At 56.1% G+C, this 23478-nt stretch carries 21 protein-coding genes; 2 read left to right on the plus strand and 19 right to left on the minus strand.

Translation table 11 applies throughout. The features are described from left to right. Positions 1–20 precede the first annotated feature (20 nt). Together ACXPVS_RS15105 and ACXPVS_RS15110 are read right to left on the minus strand one after the other, a co-directional pair. A complete protein-coding gene (locus ACXPVS_RS15105) occupies positions 21–647 on the minus strand; it encodes a glutathione S-transferase family protein (protein ID WP_458510649.1) in 627 nt (208 codons plus the stop codon). 111 nt (positions 648–758) lie between these two features. After that, positions 759–1679, minus strand: coding sequence for a LysR family transcriptional regulator (locus ACXPVS_RS15110; protein WP_458510650.1), 921 nt, complete (start codon positions 1677–1679; stop codon positions 759–761). Between the two features lie 183 nt (positions 1680–1862). On the opposite strand from ACXPVS_RS15110, the gene ACXPVS_RS15115 reads away from it, so the two are divergent. Together ACXPVS_RS15115 and ACXPVS_RS15120 are read left to right on the plus strand one after the other, a co-directional pair. Then, complete coding sequence (locus ACXPVS_RS15115; protein WP_458510651.1) at positions 1863–3167, plus strand: MFS transporter; 1305 nt, start codon at positions 1863–1865, stop codon at positions 3165–3167. A gap of 877 nt (positions 3168–4044) precedes the next feature. After that, positions 4045–5229, plus strand: coding sequence for a hypothetical protein (locus ACXPVS_RS15120; protein WP_458510652.1), 1185 nt, complete (start codon positions 4045–4047; stop codon positions 5227–5229). Positions 5230–5856: 627 nt separating this feature from the next. On the opposite strand, the gene glmS is transcribed toward ACXPVS_RS15120, so the two are convergent. The 17 genes from glmS to mnmE form a co-directional block, all read right to left on the minus strand. After that, positions 5857–7689: a glutamine--fructose-6-phosphate transaminase (isomerizing) gene (gene glmS, locus ACXPVS_RS15125; RefSeq protein ID WP_458510653.1), complete on the minus strand. Its 1833-nt coding sequence runs from the start codon at positions 7687–7689 to the stop codon at positions 5857–5859. 1 nt (position 7690) lies between these two features. Next, positions 7691–8467 carry a DeoR/GlpR family DNA-binding transcription regulator gene (locus tag ACXPVS_RS15130; RefSeq protein WP_415758534.1) on the minus strand — a complete coding sequence of 259 codons (777 nt, stop codon included), beginning with the start codon at positions 8465–8467 and terminating at the stop codon, positions 7691–7693. Between the two features lie 97 nt (positions 8468–8564). After that, a complete protein-coding gene (gene glmU / locus ACXPVS_RS15135; RefSeq protein WP_458510654.1) occupies positions 8565–9932 on the minus strand; it encodes a bifunctional UDP-N-acetylglucosamine diphosphorylase/glucosamine-1-phosphate N-acetyltransferase GlmU in 1368 nt (455 codons plus the stop codon). 115 nt (positions 9933–10047) lie between these two features. Further along, entirely contained in the window at positions 10048–10473 is a 426-nt protein-coding gene (locus tag ACXPVS_RS15140) for a F0F1 ATP synthase subunit epsilon (RefSeq protein ID WP_458510655.1), read from the minus strand. 45 nt (positions 10474–10518) lie between these two features. Then, complete coding sequence (gene atpD, locus ACXPVS_RS15145) at positions 10519–11898, minus strand: F0F1 ATP synthase subunit beta (protein ID WP_458510656.1); 1380 nt, start codon at positions 11896–11898, stop codon at positions 10519–10521. Between the two features lie 27 nt (positions 11899–11925). Continuing rightward, positions 11926–12786 (minus strand): F0F1 ATP synthase subunit gamma, encoded by an 861-nt coding sequence (gene atpG, locus ACXPVS_RS15150; RefSeq protein ID WP_458510657.1) that lies wholly within the window; start codon positions 12784–12786, stop codon positions 11926–11928. A gap of 50 nt (positions 12787–12836) precedes the next feature. Further along, positions 12837–14381: a F0F1 ATP synthase subunit alpha gene (gene atpA / locus ACXPVS_RS15155; RefSeq protein ID WP_458510658.1), complete on the minus strand. Its 1545-nt coding sequence runs from the start codon at positions 14379–14381 to the stop codon at positions 12837–12839. A 21-nt stretch (positions 14382–14402) separates the two neighbouring features. Then, positions 14403–14939 (minus strand): F0F1 ATP synthase subunit delta, encoded by a 537-nt coding sequence (locus tag ACXPVS_RS15160; RefSeq protein ID WP_458510659.1) that lies wholly within the window; start codon positions 14937–14939, stop codon positions 14403–14405. A 12-nt stretch (positions 14940–14951) separates the two neighbouring features. Further along, on the minus strand, positions 14952–15422 hold the full coding sequence (locus ACXPVS_RS15165; protein WP_008027535.1) for a F0F1 ATP synthase subunit B: 471 nt from the start codon (positions 15420–15422) through the stop codon (positions 14952–14954). Between the two features lie 56 nt (positions 15423–15478). Next, on the minus strand, positions 15479–15736 hold the full coding sequence (atpE, locus tag ACXPVS_RS15170) for a F0F1 ATP synthase subunit C (RefSeq protein WP_002555987.1): 258 nt from the start codon (positions 15734–15736) through the stop codon (positions 15479–15481). A 133-nt stretch (positions 15737–15869) separates the two neighbouring features. Further along, a complete protein-coding gene (gene atpB, locus ACXPVS_RS15175) occupies positions 15870–16739 on the minus strand; it encodes a F0F1 ATP synthase subunit A (RefSeq protein WP_458510660.1) in 870 nt (289 codons plus the stop codon). Positions 16740–16755: 16 nt separating this feature from the next. Next, positions 16756–17163 carry a F0F1 ATP synthase subunit I gene (locus ACXPVS_RS15180; RefSeq protein ID WP_150630636.1) on the minus strand — a complete coding sequence of 136 codons (408 nt, stop codon included), beginning with the start codon at positions 17161–17163 and terminating at the stop codon, positions 16756–16758. Positions 17164–17311: 148 nt separating this feature from the next. After that, positions 17312–18184 carry a ParB/RepB/Spo0J family partition protein gene (locus ACXPVS_RS15185; RefSeq protein ID WP_008027541.1) on the minus strand — a complete coding sequence of 291 codons (873 nt, stop codon included), beginning with the start codon at positions 18182–18184 and terminating at the stop codon, positions 17312–17314. 9 nt (positions 18185–18193) lie between these two features. Beyond that, on the minus strand, positions 18194–18991 hold the full coding sequence (locus ACXPVS_RS15190; protein ID WP_282379780.1) for a ParA family protein: 798 nt from the start codon (positions 18989–18991) through the stop codon (positions 18194–18196). An 18-nt stretch (positions 18992–19009) separates the two neighbouring features. Continuing rightward, on the minus strand, positions 19010–19654 hold the full coding sequence (rsmG, locus tag ACXPVS_RS15195; protein WP_458510661.1) for a 16S rRNA (guanine(527)-N(7))-methyltransferase RsmG: 645 nt from the start codon (positions 19652–19654) through the stop codon (positions 19010–19012). Further along, positions 19651–21543, minus strand: coding sequence for a tRNA uridine-5-carboxymethylaminomethyl(34) synthesis enzyme MnmG (gene mnmG, locus ACXPVS_RS15200; RefSeq protein ID WP_458510662.1), 1893 nt, complete (start codon positions 21541–21543; stop codon positions 19651–19653). The genes rsmG and mnmG overlap by 4 nt, the downstream gene beginning before the upstream one ends. Before the next feature lie 551 nt (positions 21544–22094). After that, positions 22095–23465 carry a tRNA uridine-5-carboxymethylaminomethyl(34) synthesis GTPase MnmE gene (gene mnmE, locus ACXPVS_RS15205; protein ID WP_458510663.1) on the minus strand — a complete coding sequence of 457 codons (1371 nt, stop codon included), beginning with the start codon at positions 23463–23465 and terminating at the stop codon, positions 22095–22097. Between the last annotated feature and the right edge of the window lie 13 nt (positions 23466–23478).

Below are 23478 nucleotides of genomic sequence, written 5' to 3' on the forward strand. Positions count from 1 at the left end.
ACAGAGGCGGGCCGTAGGCATCAGGCAGTTTTTTGCAGACCGGCAACGGTGCGCGGCATGCCGACAAACCCTGGCAAGGCTTCGACCCGCGCCAGCCAGGTGCGGATGTTGGCGTAGTCCTCCAGCGACACATTGCCTTCAGGCGCATGAGCGAGGTAACTGTAGGCCGAAACGTCGGCAATGGTTGGCTCGGCGCCAGCCATATAAAGCGTTGCCGCCAGTTCCTGATCGATCACTTTGAGCACGGTGTGGGAATAAGCGATTACCTCTTCAGCGTTGTAGGGCGCACCAAACACCGTGATCAGCCTTGCTCTGGCAGGGCCAAAGGCAATCGGCCCCGCGGCAATCGACAACCAGCGCTGAACCTTCGCTGCGCCGACCGGATCGGATGGCAACCAACGGCCGTTACCGTATTTTTGCGCCAGATAAACCAGGATCGCGTTGGAATCGGCCAGTATCACGCCTTGATCATCGATGACCGGAACCTGACCAAAAGCGTTAAGCGCGAGGAAGTCCGGCTGTTTATGCGCGCCCTTGGCCAGATCGACAAAAATCAGCTCGGTCGGTAGCTGCAGCAGGGACAGCATCAGCTCCACACGGTGAGCGTGGCCGGAACGAGGGAAGTTGTAGAGTTTGATCGCTTGCATAGTCGACTCCGCTGGTTGGTGGTGCTGTTGAACAGTGTTCAGCACCGATGGGGAGCTATCTTCCACCCGCAACCAAAACAACAGAATAACCAGCCAACGCAATCCATTATTTCACCCGACGAAATAAACCCCGCGCTTCAAGGACGGGTGTTCACGCAACGCGCTCACCGCAAAATCCACAAAACTGCGAATCCGCGCAGGGGCCTTGCGCCCGCCCTGATAGACCACATGGATAGGCAATGGCGGCAGTTCGAAGTCCGCCAGAACGATTTCCAGCTCACCCGAGGCGACTTTGCTCGCGACCTGATAAGACAGAACCCGGGTCAACCCCAATCCCAGGCATGCTGCGGTAATGGCCGCCTGATTGGCCGTCACCACCAGACGCGGTGCTGGTCGAACACTCAGCGGTTCTCCTCCTTCGAGGAACGGCCAGGTTCTCGACTGACCGATAGAGGACGTCGCAATAACCGGCGCCTGAGCCAGATCCTGAGGATGTCGAGGTCGACCATGGGCCGTCAGGAATTGCGGCGAGCCGCAAATCACCCGCCGAACCTCTCCCACGCGAATCGCGTGCTGATTACTGTCAGGCAACTCACCGATCCGCACAGCCACATCGATGCCCTCCTCGACCATGCTGACGACGCGGTCGACCAGCAATCCATTGATGCTGACTTCAGGAAACTGCGTCAGATAATTCACCATCACTGGCGTGACAAACAGCTCACCGAACAACACCGGCGCAGTAATCGTCAATTGCCCACGCGGTTGAGCGTGGCTGCCCGCCGCCGAGTCCTCAGCTTCCTGCACCTCGGCGAGAATCCTCCGACAGTCTTCCAGGTAACGCTGACCCGCCTCGCTCAAATGCACACTGCGGGTAGTGCGCGTCAGCAGCAACGTGCCGATGCGTTTCTCCAACGCCGCCACCGCGCGAGTCACGCTGGCTGCCGACAGCCCCAAACGCCGCGCCGCCGCCGAGAAGCCTTGGTCTTGGGCGACGGCAGCGAAGACTTGCATTTCCTGGAATCGGTCCAAATGTGTGTCCTCAGTAAAAATCAGAAGATCGCAGCCTGCGGCAACTCCTTGTATGTTGGCCCTGATTCCAAAGCGGGAGGTTACTTAGGTTTTGGACATGCATGCGTTCTGGAGACAAATTTACTACCGCAAAGCTTCTAGCGAAAAACATCTCATCGCCCTATCCGAATCAAAGGTCCGTCAATGAGTGCAAATTTTTCAGGCATTACGTGGGGCTTTCCCGGTATCGACCGACGTTTGCTGAAGGTGCAATTCAGCTTTTTGCTGATGGTTCTGGGTGGACGGTGCAATCAACTGGCGGTGGCCTGGTGGACCTTGCAGGAAACGGGCTCTGCGCTCTACTTCGCCAACATGATTGCCTGTTCCATCGCGGCGGAGGTGTTAGCCAAACCCCTGTTGGGATGGCTGGGGGACAAGTACAACAAAATCCTGATCATCAAGCTGGCCTCATGGATCAGCCTGCTGATAGCGCTGTTGATGGTGATGCTGTCCGCCACGGGGTCGTTCAACCCCTGGACGGTGGGCGCACTGATGATGATCAGCAGTGCGATCGTCGGCGTGCGCGATCCTCTCCAGGCGTCGATCATTCCTTTGTTCGCAGACGACGATAAAGTCTCACTGGCCTTTCGGACCAAAAGCGTGATGTCGTCCTTTTCGATTCTGCTGGGGCCGGTACTGGCCAGCGGGTTGATTTACGGGTTCGGTATCACGTTCGCCTTTGCTGCCGATTTTTTTGCGATTCTTATCGCCGGGGTGTTGATCGCAACCATCCCGAGCCACATCGGTGCCACTGGCCAAGGCGAAAAAGCCCCGGGTTCCAGCGGCTTCAGCATGATTTATTCCGGTTTCAAAGTGGTTTACGGAGTGAAAGTCGAGTTTTACCTGGCCATCATTGCAATGCTGATCAACTTTGCACTGTTTCCGTTCTTCACCATTCTGATTCCACTGTACGTAAAGGACGTCATCCAGTACCCCGTTACATACATTGGTCTTCTGGATTCGTGCTTCGGGCTGGGCATTCTGGCGGGCAGTTACAAGATCATTGGCTGGTTATCCGACCGGGTTCCCCGTGACATGTGTGTGTCCGCAGGTTTTGCATTACTAGGGTGCAACCTGGTGGTGGTCGGCACCGTTTCATCGCCGTTCATCGTACCCGCAGCCTTTTTCTGCGGCGGCGTAGGCCTGATGTTGATCAACATCCCCACCTCCGCAGTGAGGTTGCTGGCGACGCCCAAGCTCCATCGCAACCGGATTTTTGCCACGGTTTCATTTCTGTCTGCGGCGGCCAGCCCCTTGGGCAGTTTTGCGATGAATACCCTGATCGCCTATCTAGGGGTCGCACTGACAATTACGCTGCTGGGCGCCATGGTGCTGCTGTTGTCTCTGCTGGTCTTTCTGGTACCCGATTTCAAAACTTTCATGCGTTCCCCGGATACGCGGCTCAATGATGCCTACCTGGACAAATACCCTGAAGCGTTTGCGCACTGACGCGCCACCGTACGCCACTTACAAGGTTTCAACAAAGCCACGCTATTCCTAGCGTTGAGTGCAAAGTGAGTTGTACTGAAGAGGAATTTTTCCGGGGATTTTCTGACAATTTTTTGAGTGTTTTCCGACAGCCAGTACTGGAACAACTACGCAGGAGCACTCGTTGGATTTAGAGAATTAAAACTGTCGCGGGAGTGTCCCATTTTCCGCGGCCTTCAGCTTTTTGGAGAGGAAATGCAAAACTGTCGCAAGGTGCAGAAATGCAGCTTGGGCGCCAAGCGCTAGAGAATTAAAACTGTCGCAGTAAGCAATGACGAGGGTTCGCGCGGTGATTGCGAGCGCCCCGAACCTAAATGCCCCATCATCACGGCTCATCGCGCAATTGTCTGCGTTGAGCCAGCAAGCCCTGTCGGGCCGGTCCTTTCAGTCTTCGGAAAGGTCGACGGAAAGCGCGAACCGTGAAATGGACTTTCAGTCAGCCAAATTTAGTGTAGAAATCGGTACATCCTTTTCGAACATTACTTCAAGCTGCGCCCCTTAATAGCATGGTGATTAAGGAATGCTTCCGGGGTGGCCGGGGCACCTGATTCGAGAAGATCATCATGATTACAACTGCGTCCATGGCGAACGGCGACAACGACCATCACACCAGCGGCTTGATGCCCTACGGCAAAAATCGGCGGGATGGTGGTCATGATCACCGATACAATCGCGGCCTAGATCGAACCCCAGCACAGCGTAGGGCTGACACCAATAAGGCTAAGTGACACCAATGTCTAGAGTGACTGCACACGAGCGAGGGGGTCTTGGCCTCCTCGAACTCCTCTACCGCAACAATCTATTAGTTCACACATGGCTCACTGAACGTGAGCGCCAAATGCTGAAAGACATTTCGAAAAAGTTTCGTCAGGTGGTTGAGGAGGCTGGATACTTTGGCCTTGAGGCAGAGGCTTTCATCCACTGGGGGCTCTGCCTGGTTGAGATCCATGCTGTGGATGATCCCGAGACTCTGCTTCGCTACCAAAAACCGGATCTTGGGTTGGTAGGCATTACTCCCGAGCAGTACATCAAGCTAAACGATGCCACTCGTGGCTTCATGGCTGCAATGAACCTCTGCATCCTCAGAATTAACGGCGCAGAGAATGAAACTCTGATTGATTCTTTGAGCGAATTGGCGCTGAGAGAAGCAGGCGAGCTGAAGCAAGCCTCCACCGCCTGTCGTGTGCGATTTTCTGAACGAGCTTTTTCAGCTGAGTATCCTGATGCGCCGATAGACATGTTCAGTTGGTTGGCAGCCTTGCGGGTGATCGAGATAGGTACTCAAAAGTACTCGACGCCCGCGATTGCCCCCGATCTTGCTTATCAAGCTCAAGCCTATCGGGCCGCACTGTTAATTCAGTTTGAGTCGTTGCGAAAGTATCTTGTTGGCGCTTGCAGCTCAAAAGATATCGTGAGGAAAACCTACTCGAGGCTCACAACGGCCAAGGATGCACCCACCATTGAGGCCATGAGCAAGTGGGAAGATGCTGTAGGGGAGCGGGTACACCTCCCCAAGCTAAAGAACTCCATCATCTCTATCGATAGCACAAAGTGGCAACTCTGTGATGCCCGTACGATCCGATCCACTTTCGCTAATTTCCCCAGCCTTGCACCGAGCTACCAGGCATTTCTTACTAAACGCTCCACTGCATTAACTGACATTGCTGGGGCAATGATCCGCACCCATCCTTGGAGCGAAGAGAAAGTAGGAATGGGCAGCTTTTCCCACACCAGTGATAGCAAAGCCAAATACGTGCAGGAAGAGCTAGAGAAGCGCGGCTTCAGAATCGGCGCGAGAACAATACATCTCCATAATCGGAACTCCGTACAGAAGCATGTTGAGCTTCTGGAGTACTACACCGTAATGCTCAGGAACGTGCCGCTTGTGTTCCCTTGCCATAACGAAGATGGATGCTTGGTCTACCTCAATGGATGCGCAAAGGCACCGTTAGACCAAATCTTTGAGTTAAGGCGAAACCGACAGGTTGCAAGAGCAAACGCTGAAGCTCTCCCGCCGGTCTGAGTGGCTTCGCGAGCTTTCCAGATCTCAGTTCTGTACAAAAAAGCTTTGAAGCGTAGCCGCGGCCTCTGACGAGCTGACTTTTCGTAGAAGTCCCTCATTTTAGGCGAAGGAAGGCGTGAATATCTTCCTGAACGCATAATGGACAATAAGAACGGTTTCTTGTGAGGTCATCAAAGATGTAGGACTCGAGCAAGAATTCTGACTCCGAGTACGATAGTCTTTTATTAGACTTTAAAACTCCGCGAATAGGGAAATCGGTATGCAAATGTACTAACTTATTAAATCCATAGCTGCCATGCCACCCAAAGATATTAGCGATGGTTTTTACTTGTCTACTTTTCCAGAAACAGTACCGGAGTTCCGGCACCCTAAAAACATTTAAAGTAGGGGTTTTCAAGTGGAGGAATAGATTTCGTTCCACATACGAACGAAGCGATTCATCAGGTTGGATTCGCAACTGCATGGAACGGTCCGTCGGGTTATACGAAAGCGAGGTAGCAGGCGTAGGGCTGGAGATCAGCGCAGGAGACGGGGTTGGGCAGACCTCACCGGCCCCTGCGACAGTTTTAATTCTCTAGCGACAGTTTTAATTCTCTAAAACCATCGTCGTGCTCCTGCGTAAATCGCTTACTCCACCGTCACCGACTTCGCCAGATTTCGCGGCTGGTCAACGTCAGTGCCTTTCAACACAGCGACGTAATACGAGAGCAACTGCAGCGGTATGGTGTAGAGGATCGGCGACAGGATGTCGTGGATGTGCGGCATTTGCACAACGTGCGTGCCTTCGCCATTGGTCATGCCGGCCTGCTCGTCTGCGAAGACGATCAGCTCGCCGCCACGGGCGCGGACTTCCTGGAGGTTGGATTTCAACTTCTCCAGCAGTTCGTTGTTCGGTGCCACGGTGACCACCGGCATGTCGTTATCCACAAGCGCCAACGGACCATGTTTCAGCTCCCCGGCCGGATAGGCTTCGGCGTGGATGTAGGAGATTTCCTTGAGCTTGAGGGCCCCTTCCATCGCCACCGGGAATTGCGCGCCACGACCGAGGAACAGCGTGTGGTGTTTATCGGCGAACAGCTCGGCGATTTTTTCGACGGTACCGTCCATGGCCAGAGCTTCGCCAAGGCGGGTCGGCAGGCGACGCAGCTCTTCAACCAATGTGGCTTCGACGCCTTTGGCCAACGTGCCGTGAACCTGGCCCAAGGACAGGGTCAGCAACAGCAGACCGACCAACTGAGTGGTAAAGGCTTTGGTCGAGGCCACGCCGATTTCGCGACCGGCCTGGGTCAGCAGCGTCAGATCGGATTCACGCACCAACGAGCTGATGCCGACGTTGCAAATCGCCAGGCTGGCGAGGTAACCCAGCTCTTTGGCATTACGCAGCGCAGCCAGGGTGTCGGCGGTTTCACCGGACTGGGAGATGGTCACGAACAGGGTGTCGGCCTGCACCACCACCTTGCGGTAGCGGAATTCGCTGGCGACTTCGACCTGGCACGGGATGCCGGCCAGTTCTTCGAGCCAGTACCGGGCAACCATGCCGGCGTGGTAACTGGTGCCGCACGCAACGATCTGCACGTTACGCACTTTGGCGAACAGCTCGGCCGCCTGTGGACCGAACGCTTGCACCAGCACTTGATTCTGGCTAATGCGACCTTCCAGGGTGCGCTGTACCACAGCCGGTTGCTCGTGAATTTCTTTGAGCATGAAGTGGCGGAATTCGCCCTTGTCGGCGGCTTCGGCGCCATCGCTGTATTGCACGGATTCGCGTTTGACAACTTCGCCGCTTACGTCCCAAATCTGCACGCTGTCGCGGCGGATCTCGGCGATATCGCCTTCTTCCAGGTACATGAAGCGGTCAGTGACCTGGCGCAGGGCCAACTGATCGGACGCCAGGAAGTTTTCACCCATGCCCAGACCGATGACCAGCGGGCTGCCGCTGCGCGCGGCGACCAGACGATCCGGTTGCTGAGCGCTGATGACCGCCAGACCGTAAGCACCGTGCAACTCTTTGACAGTCGCTTTCAGGGCCACGGTCAGATCAGGCAGATCCTTGAGTTTATGGTTCAACAGATGAGCGATGACTTCGGTGTCGGTGTCCGAGGTGAACACGTAACCCAAGGCTTTCAGTTGCTCGCGCAGGGCTTCGTGGTTCTCGATGATGCCGTTGTGCACCACCGCCAGATCACCGGAGAAATGCGGGTGAGCGTTGCGCTCGCACGGCGCACCGTGAGTGGCCCAGCGGGTGTGGGCAATACCCAGGCGGCCGACCAGTGGTGCTTCGGCCAGCGCCAGTTCCAATTCACTGACCTTGCCCGGGCGGCGCAGGCGCTCAAGCTTTTGGTCATTGGTGTAGACCGCTACACCGGCACTGTCATAGCCACGGTATTCCAGGCGTTTCAGGCCTTCGAGCAGGATGGCGGTGATATTACGTTCTGCGACTGCGCCGACAATTCCACACATGCTATTTCTCCTGACTGACAGCCGCGAGGATCAAGTTGATTCCGCGAGCCTGAATCTGATCCCGTGCCTCGAGCGGCAGGCGATCATCGGTAATAAGGGTATGGACGCTGCTCCAGGGCAGCTCCAGGTTGGGAATCTTGCGACCGATCTTGTCGGCCTCCACCATGACAACCACTTCCCGGGCGACTTCCGCCATGACCCGGCTCAGCCCCAGCAGTTCGTTGAAGGTGGTGGTACCGCGAACCAGGTCAATGCCATCGGCACCGATGAACAACTGGTCGAAATCGTAAGAGCGCAGGACCTGCTCGGCCACTTGCCCCTGAAAGGACTCGGAATGCGGGTCCCAGGTGCCGCCGGTCATCAACAATACCGGCTCATGCTCAAGCTCGCTCAAGGCATTGGCGACATGCAGCGAGTTGGTCATCACGACCAGACCTGGCTGCTGGCCGAGCTCCGGAATCATCGCCGCCGTGGTGCTGCCGCTGTCGATGATGATCCGCGCATGCTCGCGAATCCGCGTAACGGCGGCGCGAGCGATGGCCTGTTTGTATTTGGACACCGGTTGACCAAGGTCGGCCACCAGCTCTTGAGGCAGGGTGATCGCTCCGCCATAACGGCGTAGCAGCAAACCATTGGTCTCAAGCGCCGCGAGATCTTTGCGGATCGTAACTTCCGACGTTTCGAAGCGCTTGGCCAGCTCATCCACACTGACTTCGCCCTGCTCATTGAGCAAGGCGAGGATGTTGTGACGGCGTTGAGGTGTATTGCGTTTCGACATGGCTTGGTAAGTTTCGATTCGAAAGATAACGGAAGCAATCAAAACCTATTGTCGAAACTTCGTCAAGCGTGGGGCGATAAAAAGACCTGTGGGTAACTTATCCCTTCTTGATTTTCTCAGGCCGCTTCCAGCCATCGATATTCTTCTGCCGCGCACGGCCCACAGCCAACTGCGCGTTATCCACATTCTGCGTAATGGTCGAACCAGCAGCAGTGGTCGCACCCGAAGAGATATCCACAGGCGCTACCAACGAATTGTTGGAACCGATGAACACATCCTCACCCAGCACGGTTTTCCACTTATTGGCACCGTCGTAGTTGCAAGTGATGGTACCCGCGCCGATGTTGGTACGCGCACCGATCTGGGCATCACCAAGATAGGTCAGATGACCTGCTTTGGCGCCCTCGCCGAGATGAGCGTTTTTCAACTCAACAAAGTTACCCACATGGGCGCGTGCTTCGAGCACTGTGCCCGGGCGTAAACGTGCGAACGGGCCGGCATCGCTACCTTCGCCGAGGATCGCGCCTTCGATGTGGCTGTTGGCCTTGATCACCACACCTTTACGCAAGGTGCTGTCCTTGATCACGCAGTTCGGGCCGATCACCACATCGTCTTCGATAACGACGTTGCCTTCGAGGATCACATTGATGTCGATCAGCACGTCGCGGCCGACGGTGATTTCACCGCGCACATCAAAACGAGCCGGGTCACGCAGGGTCACGCCTTGAGCCATCAAACGCCGACCGGCGCGCAGCTGATAGTGACGTTCAAGCTCGGAAAGCTGCTTGCGGTCGTTGGCGCCCTGCACTTCCATGGCGTCGTGAGGTTGCTCGGTGGCCACCACCAGACCGTCGCTGACCGCCATGGCGATTACGTCGGTCAGGTAGTACTCGCCCTGGGCGTTGTTGTTCGAAAGACGATTCATCCAGCCACCCAATTGCGCGAACGGCAACGCCAGAATGCCGGTGTTGCCTTCAGTGATCGCTCGCTCGGCTTCATTGGCATCCTTCTGCTCGACGATGGCTGTCACTTTGCCGTCAGCGTTGCGGACGATGCGGCCATAGCCGGTCGGGTCGTCAAGTTCTACTGTCAACAAACCCAGTTGCTGCGGCGCTACTTGTTTGAGCAGACGCTGCAGGGTCTCGACCTCGATCAATGGCACGTCACCATAAAGAATCAGGACAGTGTCGGACTCAATGAAAGGCACCGCTTGAGCAACCGCGTGGCCAGTTCCAAGCTGTTTGTCCTGCAGGACGAAATTAAGATCATCAGCTGCCAGACGTTCGCGCACGGCATCGGCACCATGGCCGATCACTACGTGGATGCGCTGTGGATCAAGTTGCCGGGCGCTGTGGATAACATGGCCGAGCATCGAGTTACCGGCAATTGGATGCAGAACTTTCGGCAGTGCCGAACGCATGCGAGTGCCCTGACCAGCAGCGAGGATAACGATTTCTAAAGACATGACTGCTACCAATCCTGGGTGGTCAGCGGCTGCGACCAGGTTATGAATATCTAAAATGAAAAAAGGGTAGCCGAGGCTACCCTTTTTAATCAATCACACAACAAGCAGTGGCCTATTAGTGGCCAAACTTCTTGCGGATCTGCTGGACGGTGCGCAGCTGAGCTGTAGCCTCTGCCAGACGTGCAGCAGCAGAACCGTAATCGAATTCTGCACCACGGTCATTCAAGGCCTTCTCGGCAGCCTTAACGGCTTCCTGAGCGGAGGCTTCGTCCAAGTCGGCAGCACGTTGCACAGTGTCGGCAAGTACCTTGACCATGTTCGGCTGAACCTCGAGGAAACCGCCAGAGATGTAATACACCTCCTCTTCCCCGCCCTGCTTGACCAGGCGGATCGGGCCCGGCTTGAGATTAGTGATCAGCGGCGCGTGACCCAGGGCGATACCAAGATCACCCAGTGCACCGTGCGCAACCACCATCTCGACCAGGCCGGAGAAGATTTCCCCTTCCGCGCTGACGATATCGCAATGGACTGTCATAGCCATCTGATTGCCTCAACCTAAATTAGCGCCCGTTGCCGGGCGCCGGGATTACAGTTTCTTGGCTTTCTCGATCGCTTCTTCGATGCCGCCGACCATGTAGAACGCTTGTTCTGGCAAGTGGTCGTAGTCACCGTTGAGGATGCCTTTGAAGCCAGCAATGGTGTCTTTCAGGGAAACGTATTTACCCGAAGCACCGGTGAAGACTTCAGCCACGAAGAACGGCTGCGACAAGAAACGCTGGATCTTACGAGCACGGTTTACCAACTGCTTGTCGGTTTCCGACAGCTCGTCCATACCCAGGATCGCAATGATGTCCTTCAGTTCTTTGTAACGTTGCAGAACATACTGTACGCCGCGAGCGGTGTCGTAGTGGTCCTGGCCGATTACGTTCGGGTCCAGCTGGCGCGAAGTCGAGTCGAGTGGATCGACCGCTGGGTAGATACCCAGGGAAGCGATGTCACGGGACAGAACGACGGTGGCGTCCAAGTGGGCGAAAGTGGTCGCTGGCGACGGGTCAGTCAAGTCATCCGCAGGTACGTATACCGCTTGGATCGAAGTGATCGAACCGTTTTTGGTCGAAGTGATACGCTCTTGCAGAGTACCCATCTCTTCGGCCAGGGTCGGCTGGTAACCTACTGCGGAAGGCATACGGCCCAGCAGTGCGGATACTTCAGTACCGGCCAGGGTGTAACGATAGATGTTGTCGACGAACAGCAGAACGTCGTTACCTTCGTCACGGAACTTCTCGGCCATGGTCAGGCCGGTCAGTGCTACGCGCAGACGGTTACCCGGCGGCTCGTTCATCTGACCGTAAACCAGTGCCACTTTGTCCAGAACGTTGGAATCCTTCATCTCGTGGTAGAAGTCGTTACCCTCACGAGTACGCTCACCCACACCGGCGAACACGGAATAACCGCTGTGCTCGATGGCGATGTTACGGATCAGTTCCATCATGTTTACGGTTTTGCCTACACCGGCACCACCGAACAGACCGACTTTACCACCCTTGGCGAACGGGCAAACCAGGTCGATAACCTTGATGCCGGTTTCCAGCAGGTCGTTGCCGCCAGCTTGTTCAGCGAAGCTTGGCGCAGGACGGTGAATGCCCCAGCGCTCTTCGGTGTCAATCGGGCCAGCTTCGTCGATCGGGTTGCCCAGTACGTCCATGATCCGGCCCAGGGTCGCTTTACCGACCGGTACGGAGATGGCTGCGCCGGAGTCTTTGACTTCCAGACCGCGCTTCAAGCCTTCGGTGGAACCCATCGCAATGGTACGAACCACGCCGTCGCCCAGCTGTTGCTGAACTTCCAGAGTGGTCCCTGCCGCGCTTTGTACCAACAGCGCGTTATAGATGCTCGGTACGCTGTCGCGTGGGAATTCCACGTCGATAACGGCGCCGATGATTTGAACGATACGTCCGCTACTCATAGCTGGATCCTCTGAATATTTGAACCGTTAAACCGCGGCAGCGCCGCCGACGATTTCCGAGATCTCTTGGGTGATCGCAGCCTGACGCGCCTTGTTGTAGACCAGCTGCAAATCGCTGATCAAATCACCGGCGTTGTCGGTAGCGTTCTTCATCGCGATCATCCGCGCAGCTTGTTCAGCCGCGTTGTTCTCGACCACCGCCTGGTAGACCTGCGACTCGACGTAACGGACCATCAAGCCGTCAAGCAGCTCTTTGGCATCCGGTTCGTAGAGATAGTCCCAGTGGTGCTTGAGCGATTGATCCGGGGTTGCCTCCAGTGGAATCAACTGCTCCACAGTAGGCTGTTGCGTCATGGTGTTGATGAACTTGTTGGACACCACGGACAGGCGATCAATACGGCCGTCCAGGTAGGCATCCAGCATCACCTTGACGCTGCCAATCAGATCATTGATCGATGGCTCTTCACCCAGGTGGCTGATAGCTGCAACGACGTTACCGCCGAAGTTGCGGAAGAAAGCCGCACCCTTGCTACCAACAACACACAGATCGATCTCGACGCCGTTTTCACGGTTTTTCGCCATGTCCTTGACCAGGGCCTTGAACAGGTTGGTGTTCAAACCACCACACAGACCACGGTCACTGCTCACTACGACATAACCGACGCGCTTGATTTCACGCTCGATCATGAAAGGGTGGCGATATTCCGGGTTGGCGTTGGCCAAATGACCAATAACCTGGCGGATGCGCTCCGCATAAGGACGGCTAGCAGCCATACGCATTTGTGCTTTGCGCATTTTACTGACCGCCACTTTTTCCATGGCGCTGGTAATCTTTTGCGTGCTTTTGATGCTCGCAATCTTACTGCGAATCTCTTTTGCGCCTGCCATGTAACACCTATCAGGTTAGCAAGCGGGAGCCTTGCGGCTCCCGCTGCGGCTTACCAGGTTTGGGTGGCCTTGAACTTCTCGATACCGGCTTTCATGCCAGCGTCGATTTCGTCATTGAAGTCACCCTTCACGTTGATCTTCGCCATCAAATCGGCGTGATCGCGGTTGAAGAAAGCAATCAGCGCTTGTTCAAAGCTGCCAACCTTGGTGATTTCGACGTCAGTCAGGAACCCGCGCTCAGCGGCATACAGCGACAGCGCCATGTCAGCGATAGACATTGGTGCGTATTGCTTCTGCTTCATCAGCTCGGTAACGCGCTGACCATGCTCAAGTTGCTTACGGGTTGCTTCGTCCAGGTCAGAAGCGAACTGGGCGAATGCCGCCAGTTCACGGTACTGAGCCAGAGCGGTACGGATACCACCGGAGAGCTTCTTGATGATCTTGGTCTGAGCGGCACCACCCACACGGGATACCGAAACACCGGCGTTCACAGCAGGACGGATCCCGGAGTTGAACATGGCCGATTCCAAGAAGATCTGACCGTCAGTGATGGAAATCACGTTGGTCGGAACGAACGCGGAAACGTCGCCAGCCTGGGTTTCGATGATCGGCAGTGCGGTCAGGGAACCGGTTTTGCCGGTCACTGCGCCGTTGGTGAACTTCTCTACGTACTCTTCCGAAACGCGGGATGCGCGCTCCAGCAGACGGGAGTGGAGATAGAACACGTCGCCTGGGTAAGCTTCACGGCCTGGTGGACGGCGCAGCAGCAGGGAAATCTGGCGGTAAGCCACTGCTTGCTTGGACAGATCGTCATAAACGATCAGCGCGTCTTCACCGCGGTCGCGGAAGAATTCACCCATGGTGCAACCGGAGTACGGTGCCAGGAACTGCAGTGCTGCAGATTCCGAAGCGCTCGCGGCAACGACGATGGTGTTAGCCAGTGCGCCGTTTTCTTCCAGCTTGCGAACAACGTTGGCGATGGTCGATTGTTTCTGACCGATCGCTACGTAGACGCAGAAAATGCCGCTGTCTTTCTGGTTGATGATCGCGTCGATCGCCAGAGCGGTTTTACCGATCTGACGGTCACCGATGATCAGCTCACGCTGGCCACGGCCGACAGGGATCATGGCATCGACAGCCTTGTAGCCAGTCTGTACAGGCTGGTCTACCGACTTACGCCAGATCACGCCTGGAGCAACTTTCTCGACCGCATCGGTCTCGGTGTTGTTCAGCGGACCTTTGCCGTCAACTGGGTTACCCAGTGCGTCGACTACGCGACCCAGCAGTTCCTTACCCACCGGAACTTCGAGGATGCGGCCTGTGCACTTGGCGCTCATGCCTTCAGCCAGAGACTGGTAAGAGCCCAATACAACGGCACCTACAGAGTCTTGCTCCAGGTTGAGAGCCATACCGAAGACGCCGCCCGGAAACTCGATCATCTCGCCGTACATTACGTCGGCCAGACCGTGAATCCGCACGATACCGTCAGATACGCTGACGACAGTGCCTTCGTTACGGGCTTGGGAGGTCACATCGAGCTTGTCGATGCGGCCCTTGATAATTTCACTTATTTCGGAAGGATTGAGTTGCTGCATTGCTCTGCTGCCCCTTCAAACTCAAGATTTCAATGCTTCGGCAAGGTTCGCGAGTTTGCCGCGAACCGAGCCATCGATTACCAGGTCGCCGGCGCGGATGACAATGCCCCCAATAAGGGATTTGTCTTCCTCGACTTGCAGGCGCACTTCCCGGTTGAGTCGTGCACTGAGAACCTTGGCGAGTTTGTCTTGCTGTTCTTGGTTCAATGCAAAAGCACTGGTGACTTCAACGTCTACCGATTTCTCTTGTTCGGCCTTGTACAGGTCAAACAGAGCGGCGATCTCCGGCAACAGCGGGAGACGGTCGTTTTCGGCAACGACGTTAATGAAGTTCTGTACCTTCACATCAAACTTGTCGCCGCACACGTCAATAAACGTGGCGGCCTTGTTTGCGCTCGTCAGTCGCGGGGCCTTGAGCACGCGCTGCATGGTGTCGTCTTGCGACACTGCTGCAGCCAGGCCGAGCATGGCTGACCAAGAGGCCAGTTGCTGGTGGGCCTGGGCGTGCTCGAAGGCTGCCTTAGCGTAAGGTCGGGCCAACGTGGTCAATTCTGCCATGATCGCCCTCGCTTAAATTTCAGCAGCCAGTTTGTTTACCAGCTCCGCGTGCGCGTTTTGATCGATTGTGGCACCCAGGATCTTCTCGGCGCCGCCAACGGCCAGAGCACCCAATTGGGCACGCAGCGCGTCTTTGACACTGTTCAGTTCCTGTTCGATCTCGGCCTGAGCCTGAACCTTCACACGGTCAGCGTCGATACGGGCTTTTTCAACAGCCTCTTCAACGATCTGGTTACCGCGTTTCTTGGCTTGCTCAATGATCTCGGCTGCCTGAGCTTTTGCTTCGCGCAGTTGTTGACCCGCTTTATCTTGGGCCAACTCCAGGTCGCGAGCTGCTCGGGCGGCAGCGTCCAGTCCATCCGCGATCTTCTTCTGACGTTCGTGCAAAGCCGCGATGACCGGAGGCCACACGAACTTCATGCAAAACAGTACAAAAATGAAGAACGCAACGGACTGGCCAATCAGGGTTGCATTAATGTTCACGCCAACACCTCGCTCGTTCGTTGCACATCACACCAATTACTCGAAGGTTCGAGTAATTAGCCAGCGAGTTGACCAACGAATGGGTTCGCAAAGGTGAAGAACAGAGCGATACCAACACCGATCATGGTGACGGCGTCGAGCAGACCGGCAACGATGAACATTTTGACTTGCAGCATTGGAACCATCTCTGGCTGGCGCGCTGCGCCTTCCAGGAACTTGCCACCCAACAGGCCGAAACCAATTGCGGTACCCAGTGCGCCCAGGCCGATCAACAGTGCAACAGCGATAGCGGTTAGACCAACTACAGTTTCCATCTTTCCTCCCGACTTTTAAGTCGTATGGTTTAGGTTTTTTAGATTTTAAAGCGGTAAAACAAATCGTTTCATAGCCCTGTTCGGGCCCCCACTCGTTTGACCGAGTGGGACATCAGACTAGTCGAGACTGGCCTTAATGGTTCTCTTCGTGCGCCATCGAAAGGTAAACGATGGTCAACATCATGAAGATAAACGCCTGCAGGGTGATGATCAGGATGTGGAACACAGCCCACGCCCACTGCAGAACTACGCCCAGGCCGCTAAGCCAGAGCAGACCACTGCCGAACATCACAGCGATCAGAATGAAGACCAGTTCGCCGGCGTACATGTTGCCGAACAGACGCAGCGCCAGAGAGATTGGCTTGGCGATCAGGGTGACGAATTCCAGCAGGAAGTTCACCGGGATCAGCAGCGCTTGCAGGAAAATGTTCTTGCTGCCAAACGGGTGCAGGGTCAGTTCGCCGATGAAGCCGCCGATGCCCTTGACCTTGATGCTGTAGAAAATGATCAGCGCGAACACCGACAGGGCCATGCCCAGGGTAGCGTTCGGGTCGGTGGTCGATACGGCACGGAACGGAATGTGCGAATCGCCAGTGATCAGGATGGCCAGTTGAGGAATCCAGTCGACCGGAATCAGGTCGACAGCGTTCATCAGGAAGACCCAAACGAAGATAGTCAGTGCCAACGGTGCAATCACCGGGCTACGGCCATGGAAGCTGTCTCTCACGCTGCCATCGACGAATTCGACCAATACTTCAACGAAGTTCTGCAAAGCACCAGGCTGACCGGAAGTCGCCTTCTTTGCCGCCATGCGGAAAAGAAGAACGAAGATCAGACCCAACGCGACCGACCAGCCGAGAGTATCGACGTGGAAAGCCCAAAAGCCCATTTCTTTGGCTTCTGCTGCGGTATGGGCAAAACCCCATCCGCCGGTTGGGAGCTGACCGAAGGTCAGGTTCTGCAAGTGGTGCTGGATATAGCCCGAAGCGGTTGTCTCTGCCATGGTTGCCTCAAACGCCCTAAGGTCTCGAAAGTCTTGTTCTCATCAGCAGGGGCGCGAACCAGCTGACCAGTTGGGTCAACACGAAGACGCCGAATACAGCTAGCGGCGCCAATGGCTTCACACCTGCAAACGTCAATGCAAAGAGCACTGCCGTCAAAATCAGTTTGCCCGCCTCGCCGGCATAAAAAGACCGGACGATGGCTTGAGCTGCTCGGGCGCCGGAAAACCGAAATGCCCTGTGAGCGAAATAAACATTAGGCAGCAAGGCTATCAGGCCTCCGCAAAGTCCTGAGTACCCGGCAACGACTCCGTGCCAGTACCAGAGCGCCAAAGCGGCCAGTACCAAAACGACAAATTGAGCCATTAACACCGGAAAAACTGCCAGTCGATGGAACGGCAAGCGGTTGGGCGTGCGGCTTTCCATCGTTTTTGCTCCCCAATGATCGGCTGCCAGAATTCAATAACTTGGCATAATTTGTGCCGACAAAATGCGCGCAGAGTATAGGGGCGGTTCTGCCCCTATTCAACTGTCAGGTAGTGATTTCCGACTGCACACTACATGAGGAAATGTTTCAACGAATGTGTGCAAGCACACCTTGAAGCTCATCGAGGGAGTTGTAACCGATCACCAACTGCCCCTTCCCCTTTTTCCCGTGGCGGATCTGCACCGCAGAGCCTAGGCGCTCAGCCAGACGCTGTTCGAGTCGGGCGATATCCGGGTCCGGCTTTACCGGTTCAGCAGGTTCCTGTTTACCACTCAACCACTGGCGGACCAGTGCTTCAGTCTGGCGTACAGTCAGCCCCCGTGCGACAACGTGTCGCGCCCCTTCAACCTGTTGATTTTCCGGCAAACCGAGCAAAGCACGGGCATGACCCATTTCCAGGTCGCCGTGGGACAGCATGGTTTTGATGACTTCCGGCAACGCGATCAAGCGTAGCAGGTTGGCCACGGTTACGCGGGACTTGCCCACCGCTTCGGCCACTTGTTGCTGCGTCAGCTGGAATTCCTGCTGCAAACGCTGCAAAGCCACCGCTTCTTCGATTGGGTTGAGGTCTTCGCGCTGGATGTTCTCGATCAGCGCCATGGCGATCGCGGTTTCATCCGGGACATCGCGAACCATTGCCGGGATGGTTTCCTGCCCAGCTTGCTGACTCGCGCGCCAACGGCGTTCACCGGCGATGATTTCGAAGCGACCGCTGCCAATCGGACGAACCACGATCGGCTGCATCACGCCCTGAGCCTTGATCGACTGCGCCAGCTCTTCCAGCGCCTGAGGATCCATGTCCCGGCGCGGCTGGTACTTACCGCGCTGGATCAGGTCCAGGGGCAGGTGCTGCAGCTCACGCTGATCAGCCTGTACCGCCTGTTCTTCCAGCGAGCTGACAGTCGGACCACTCAGCAATGCATCCAGTCCGCGTCCGAGACCTCGTTTCTTGACGGCCATGGGGATTCCTTAAGTTGCCTGAGCAGCGGCAGTGCGTGAGTTTTTGCGTTGACGACGAACCATCTCGCCCGCCAATGCCAGATAGGCAATGGCGCCCCGCGATGATTTGTCGTATGCCAGCGCCGGCATGCCATAGCTTGGTGCTTCAGCCAGGCGGATGTTGCGCGGAATCACCGTGTCGTAGAGCTGCTCGCCGAAGTGTTCCTTGAGCTGCGCCGAAACATCGTTCATCAGGCTCAGGCGCGGGTCATACATCGTCCGCAACAGGCCTTCGACTTTCAGGTTCGGGTTCAGTAACTCAGCGATGCGCTTGATGTTATCCACAAGGTCGCTCAAACCTTCGAGCGCGAAATACTCGCACTGCATGGGGATAATCACCCCGTCAGCCGCAACCAGTGCGTTAAGCGTGAGCATCGACAACGACGGCGGGCAGTCGATCAAAATGTAATCGTAGTTTTCACGGATTGGCGCCAGCGCACTGCGCAGGCGACTTTCCTTCATCTGCATTTCCAGCAGAACCACTTCGGCTGCAGTCAGGTCGCGGTTGGCCGGCAGCAGTTGGTAACCACCGTGCTCGGAATAGTGCATAGCCTGGGCCAGATCGCATTCGCCGATCAACAGGTCGTAGACCGAGTTCTCCAGGCTGTGTTTATCCACACCGCTACCCATGGTGGCGTTGCCCTGTGGATCGAGATCGATCAACAGCACCCGACGCTTGGTAGCGACCAGGGACGCTGCGAGGTTGATACAGGTGGTGGTCTTGCCCACACCACCCTTTTGGTTCGCTATCGCGAATACCTTAGCCATTCTTGCTTGTGTTCCCAATCATGCCGTGCGGCGCAGTATCAGCAGATGGCGTTGGCCTTGGCAACCGGGTACGGCCAGGGCGTGTTCGCTATCGAGGTGGAAGTCTGCCGGCAATGCTACCAGCTCATCGGCGGGATGAACGCCCTTCATTGCCAGCCAACGTGTTTCGGTGTCGCCGAGGTGGCGAGTCCAGTTGCTGAAGTTCTCCATGCTGCTGAACGCCCGGGAAATGATCCCGTTGAATGGCTGATCAGGCTGAAAAGCTTCGACGCGACTGTGGATAACTTGCAGGTTATCCAGTTTGAGTTCGAGTTTGACCTGGGTCAGGAAGCGGGTTTTCTTGCCGTTGCTGTCCAGGCAGGTCACTTGGGACTCTGGAAACAGAATGGCCAACGGAATACCCGGCATGCCACCGCCGCTGCCAACGTCAAGCCAGCGGCCATTTTCGACGAACGACATCACGCTCAAACTATCGAGCAAGTGACGGGAAACCATTTCATCCGGATCGCGTACGGCGGTCAGGTTGTAAGCCTTGTTCCATTTGATCAACAGGGCCAGATAACCCAGCAACTGAGCATGCTGGGTTTCTGTCAGCGCGACACCGAGTTGGCGAGCACCTGTGGATAACTCTTCTGCGTGTTGCGAGGTGACCAACGAACTCAAGCGCTTTGCTCCAACTGACGGCCCGCGCCGCGTTTTTTCAAATGAATCATCAACAGCGAAATCGCTGCCGGCGTCACACCCGGAATACGCGACGCCTGGCCCAAAGTCTCTGGACGAGTCGCGCCGAGCTTGCCCTGGATCTCTTTGGAGAGACCGGAAATATTCGTGTAATCGATATCCACAGGCAGTTTTGTGTCTTCGCTGGCCCGCAGCCGCGCGATTTCATCTTGCTGACGATCGATGTAACCGGCGTATTTGGTCTTGATTTCGACCTGCTCGGCGACTTGTGGATCTTCTGCGCCGCCACCGGTCACGGCGATCAAACCAGCGTAATCGATTTCCGGACGGCTCAGCAGGTTGAGCAAGTTGTATTCGTGGGTCAGCGGCGTGCCAAATTTCTCGGAAATCGCATCGCCTTGCTCGGTGCCCGGGCGAACCCAAGTACTTTTCAAGCGCTGTTCTTCCAGCGTAATGCTTTCGCGTTTGATGCAGAACGCAGCCCAACGCGCGTCATCCACCAGACCCAGTTCGCGCCCTTTTTCGGTCAAGCGCAGGTCGGCGTTGTCCTCGCGCAGGATCAGGCGGTATTCGGCGCGGGACGTGAACATCCGGTACGGTTCCTGGGTACCCAAGGTAATCAGGTCGTCGACCAACACTCCGATGTACGCCTCGTCGCGACGCGGACACCAGGCATCTTTGCCTTGAGCACGCAGTGCAGCGTTGGCCCCGGCCAGCAAACCTTGGGCGCCGGCTTCTTCGTAACCGGTGGTGCCGTTGATTTGCCCGGCGAAGAACAGACCGCCAATGACTTTGGTTTCCAGGTTGTACTTCAGGTCACGCGGGTCGAAGTAGTCGTACTCGATGGCGTAACCCGGACGAACGATGTGCGCATTTTCCATGCCGCGGATCGATTGCACGATCTGCAGTTGCACGTCGAATGGCAAGGATGTGGATATACCGTTCGGGTACAGCTCGTTGGTCGTCAGGCCTTCCGGTTCGATGAACACCTGATGGCTTTCCTTGTCGGCAAAGCGATGGATCTTGTCTTCGATCGACGGGCAGTAACGCGGGCCGACACCTTCGATCACACCGCAATACATCGGCGAACGATCAAGGTTGGCGGCAATGATTTCATGGGTGCGAGCGTTCGTGTGGGTAATCCAGCAGCTGACCTGTTTCGGATGCTGCTCTTTGGAACCCATGAACGACATCACCGGTATCGGTGTATCGCCGGCTTGCTCGGTCATCACCGAGAAATCCACAGAACGACCGTCGATACGCGGTGGTGTGCCGGTTTTCAGGCGGCCAACGCGCAATGGCAATTCACGCAGACGGTGAGCCAGGGCGATCGACGGCGGGTCACCGGCACGGCCACCGGAAAAATTCTGCATGCCGATGTGGATAAGTCCACCAAGGAAGGTGCCAGTGGTCAACACCACGGAGTCCGCGAAGAAACGCAGGCCCATTTGGGTGACAACACCGCGCACTTGATCCTGCTCGACGATCAGGTCGTCGGCAGCCTGTTGAAATATCCACAGGTTCGGCTGGTTTTCGAGGATCTCGCGGACAGCCGCCTTGTACAGAACCCGATCAGCCTGAGCGCGGGTTGCACGCACGGCCGGGCCTTTACGGCTGTTCAATACGCGAAATTGAATACCACCTTTATCGGTAGCGATGGCCATCGCGCCGCCAAGGGCATCAATTTCCTTGACCAGATGGCTTTTGCCGATCCCACCGATAGCGGGGTTACAACTCATGGCCCCGAGGGTTTCCACGTTATGCGTCAGCAACAGGGTTTTTGCACCCATGCGTGCTGAGGCCAGTGCTGCCTCGGTACCGGCATGACCGCCGCCGATGACGATCACTTCAAAACGGGAAGGGAAATCCACCACGCACCTCGTGCCTGCTTCAGTTAGGTAATCAGGAATAGTTTGAGCTCAGGTTTCTGGACCTGGTCGGCAAGTATAGGGACTTCGCCCTTCCTAAAGAACCCTTTGCACAAAATTTAACCAGCTGTGGAGAAGTCGCTGTTATAGAAATTAAAAAGAGAGAGATTTATTAAATCTTTGTTTTTATGTTTATTTCTACTGAGGCACATTTCTGTGGATAGATTGCTATAGGCCTTTATATTCAATATGTACAGAGATTCAAAACCCTGTGGTCATGTGGCAAGGAGGCCCTTGGATAACCGGTTTAAGCCTGTGGATGAAAGGGGTGTTTATCCACAGTGGCAGTTATCTCCAGTTTTGAGGCCCTGTTATCAACTGCCCTTAGAGGCAGTTATTCACAGGGCTCAATCCACAGAAAACGGCTAAATACGTAAATCCGAGACGCGGGAAATCCGCTCAAGCAGAAAGAATCTGCTCAGCACTGAAAGAGAATTCAAGAAAAGGTGGGGGCAGACAGGCACGAATGGCCTGTCTGTGGACAACCGGGAAGATTATTTGCCGATACAAAAACTGGAAAAGATCCGTCCCAGCAGGTCATCGGAGCTGAATGCGCCCGTGATCTCACCCAAAGCGTGTTGGGCGTGCCGCAAATCCTCGGCTAACAGTTCACCGGCACCCGCCAAGGTCAGCTGTGCCCGGCCGTGCTCAAGGGAAGCACTGGCGTGACGCAACGCTTCAAGGTGACGCCTGCGAGCACTGAAGCTGCTTTCCGAGGTCTGTTCGTAGCCCATGCAGGCCTTGAGGTGGTCGCGCAGCAATTCCAGCCCTTCACCGGCAGATTTGGCGCTCAGGCTGATGGTGACGTGGCCATCCTCGCTGACTTCCAGAGCAATGGCTTCCCCAGTGAGGTCAGCCTTGTTTCGGATCAGCGTGACTTTTGCCGGATCGGGACGGATTTCCAGAAATTCTGGCCATAACGCGAACGGATCAAGTGCCTCAGGAGCCGTAGCATCAACCACCAACAACACGCGATCAGCCTCGCCGATTGCTTTCAGCGCCCGTTCGACACCGATTTTTTCTACCTGGTCGTCGGTATCTCGCAGGCCTGCGGTGTCGACCACGTGCAGGGGCATACCATCGATGTGGATATGTTCACGAAGAATGTCCCGGGTGGTGCCGGCAATCTCGGTGACGATAGCGGCTTCACGACCGGCCAATGCATTCAACAGGCTGGATTTACCGGCATTCGGCCGGCCGGCGATCACCACAGTCATCCCGTCACGCAGCAAGGCACCCTGCCCGGCTTCGCGTAGTACGGTGGATAACTCGTCACGCACTTTGTCGAGCATGCTCAGTACGTGACCGTCGGCGAGGAAGTCGATTTCTTCTTCAGGGAAGTCGATCGCCGCTTCGACATAGATGCGCAGGCCAATCAATTGCTCGGTAAGGTTATGCACACGCTCGGAAAATGCGCCCTGCAAGGAACGCAGGGCATTTCGTGCAGCCTGTGCAGAACTCGCCTCGATCAAGTCGGCAATCGCCTCGGCCTGAGCTAGGTCGAGTTTGTCATTGAGGAAGGCGCGCTCGCTGAATTCACCCGGCCGGGCCAACCGACAGCCCAGTTCCAGGCAACGCTTGAGCAGCATATCCAGAACTATCGGACCACCATGGCCCTGGAGTTCCAGCACATCTTCACCGGTGAACGAGTTCGGGCCGGGAAAATACAGGGCGATACCTTGATCCAGTACCTCATCGTTTTTACTGAGGAACGGGCCGTAGTGGGCGAATCGCGGTTTGAGTTCACGGCCGCTGAAGGCCTTGGCCGCAATACTCGCCAGCGGCCCGGAAATACGGACGATGCCCACACCGCCGCGACCTTGAGCGGTGGCGACGGCAGCGATGGTTTCACGAGGAATGCTCATAAACCGTTATCCA

Source organism: Pseudomonas sp. Ma2-10 (assembly GCF_054330215.1).

Coding starts and splice junctions, on each gene's coding strand:
- ACXPVS_RS15180 (WP_150630636.1), bottom strand. CDS start 17,163: ATGGAAAGCCGCACGCCCAACCGCTTGCCGTTCCATCGACTGGCAGTT.
- atpA (WP_458510658.1), bottom strand. CDS start 14,381: ATGCAGCAACTCAATCCTTCCGAAATAAGTGAAATTATCAAGGGCCGC.
- ACXPVS_RS15160 (WP_458510659.1), bottom strand. CDS start 14,939: ATGGCAGAATTGACCACGTTGGCCCGACCTTACGCTAAGGCAGCCTTC.
- ACXPVS_RS15140 (WP_458510655.1), bottom strand. CDS start 10,473: ATGGCTATGACAGTCCATTGCGATATCGTCAGCGCGGAAGGGGAAATC.
- ACXPVS_RS15105 (WP_458510649.1), bottom strand. CDS start 647: ATGCAAGCGATCAAACTCTACAACTTCCCTCGTTCCGGCCACGCTCAC.
- ACXPVS_RS15130 (WP_415758534.1), bottom strand. CDS start 8,467: ATGTCGAAACGCAATACACCTCAACGCCGTCACAACATCCTCGCCTTG.
- mnmE (WP_458510663.1), bottom strand. CDS start 23,465: ATGAGCATTCCTCGTGAAACCATCGCTGCCGTCGCCACCGCTCAAGGT.
- ACXPVS_RS15190 (WP_282379780.1), bottom strand. CDS start 18,991: ATGGCTAAGGTATTCGCGATAGCGAACCAAAAGGGTGGTGTGGGCAAG.
- atpD (WP_458510656.1), bottom strand. CDS start 11,898: ATGAGTAGCGGACGTATCGTTCAAATCATCGGCGCCGTTATCGACGTG.
- atpB (WP_458510660.1), bottom strand. CDS start 16,739: ATGGCAGAGACAACCGCTTCGGGCTATATCCAGCACCACTTGCAGAAC.
- ACXPVS_RS15185 (WP_008027541.1), bottom strand. CDS start 18,184: ATGGCCGTCAAGAAACGAGGTCTCGGACGCGGACTGGATGCATTGCTG.
- atpG (WP_458510657.1), bottom strand. CDS start 12,786: ATGGCAGGCGCAAAAGAGATTCGCAGTAAGATTGCGAGCATCAAAAGC.
- glmS (WP_458510653.1), bottom strand. CDS start 7,689: ATGTGTGGAATTGTCGGCGCAGTCGCAGAACGTAATATCACCGCCATC.
- glmU (WP_458510654.1), bottom strand. CDS start 9,932: ATGTCTTTAGAAATCGTTATCCTCGCTGCTGGTCAGGGCACTCGCATG.
- atpE (WP_002555987.1), bottom strand. CDS start 15,736: ATGGAAACTGTAGTTGGTCTAACCGCTATCGCTGTTGCACTGTTGATC.
- ACXPVS_RS15115 (WP_458510651.1), top strand. CDS start 1,863: ATGAGTGCAAATTTTTCAGGCATTACGTGGGGCTTTCCCGGTATCGAC.
- ACXPVS_RS15120 (WP_458510652.1), top strand. CDS start 4,045: ATGCTGAAAGACATTTCGAAAAAGTTTCGTCAGGTGGTTGAGGAGGCT.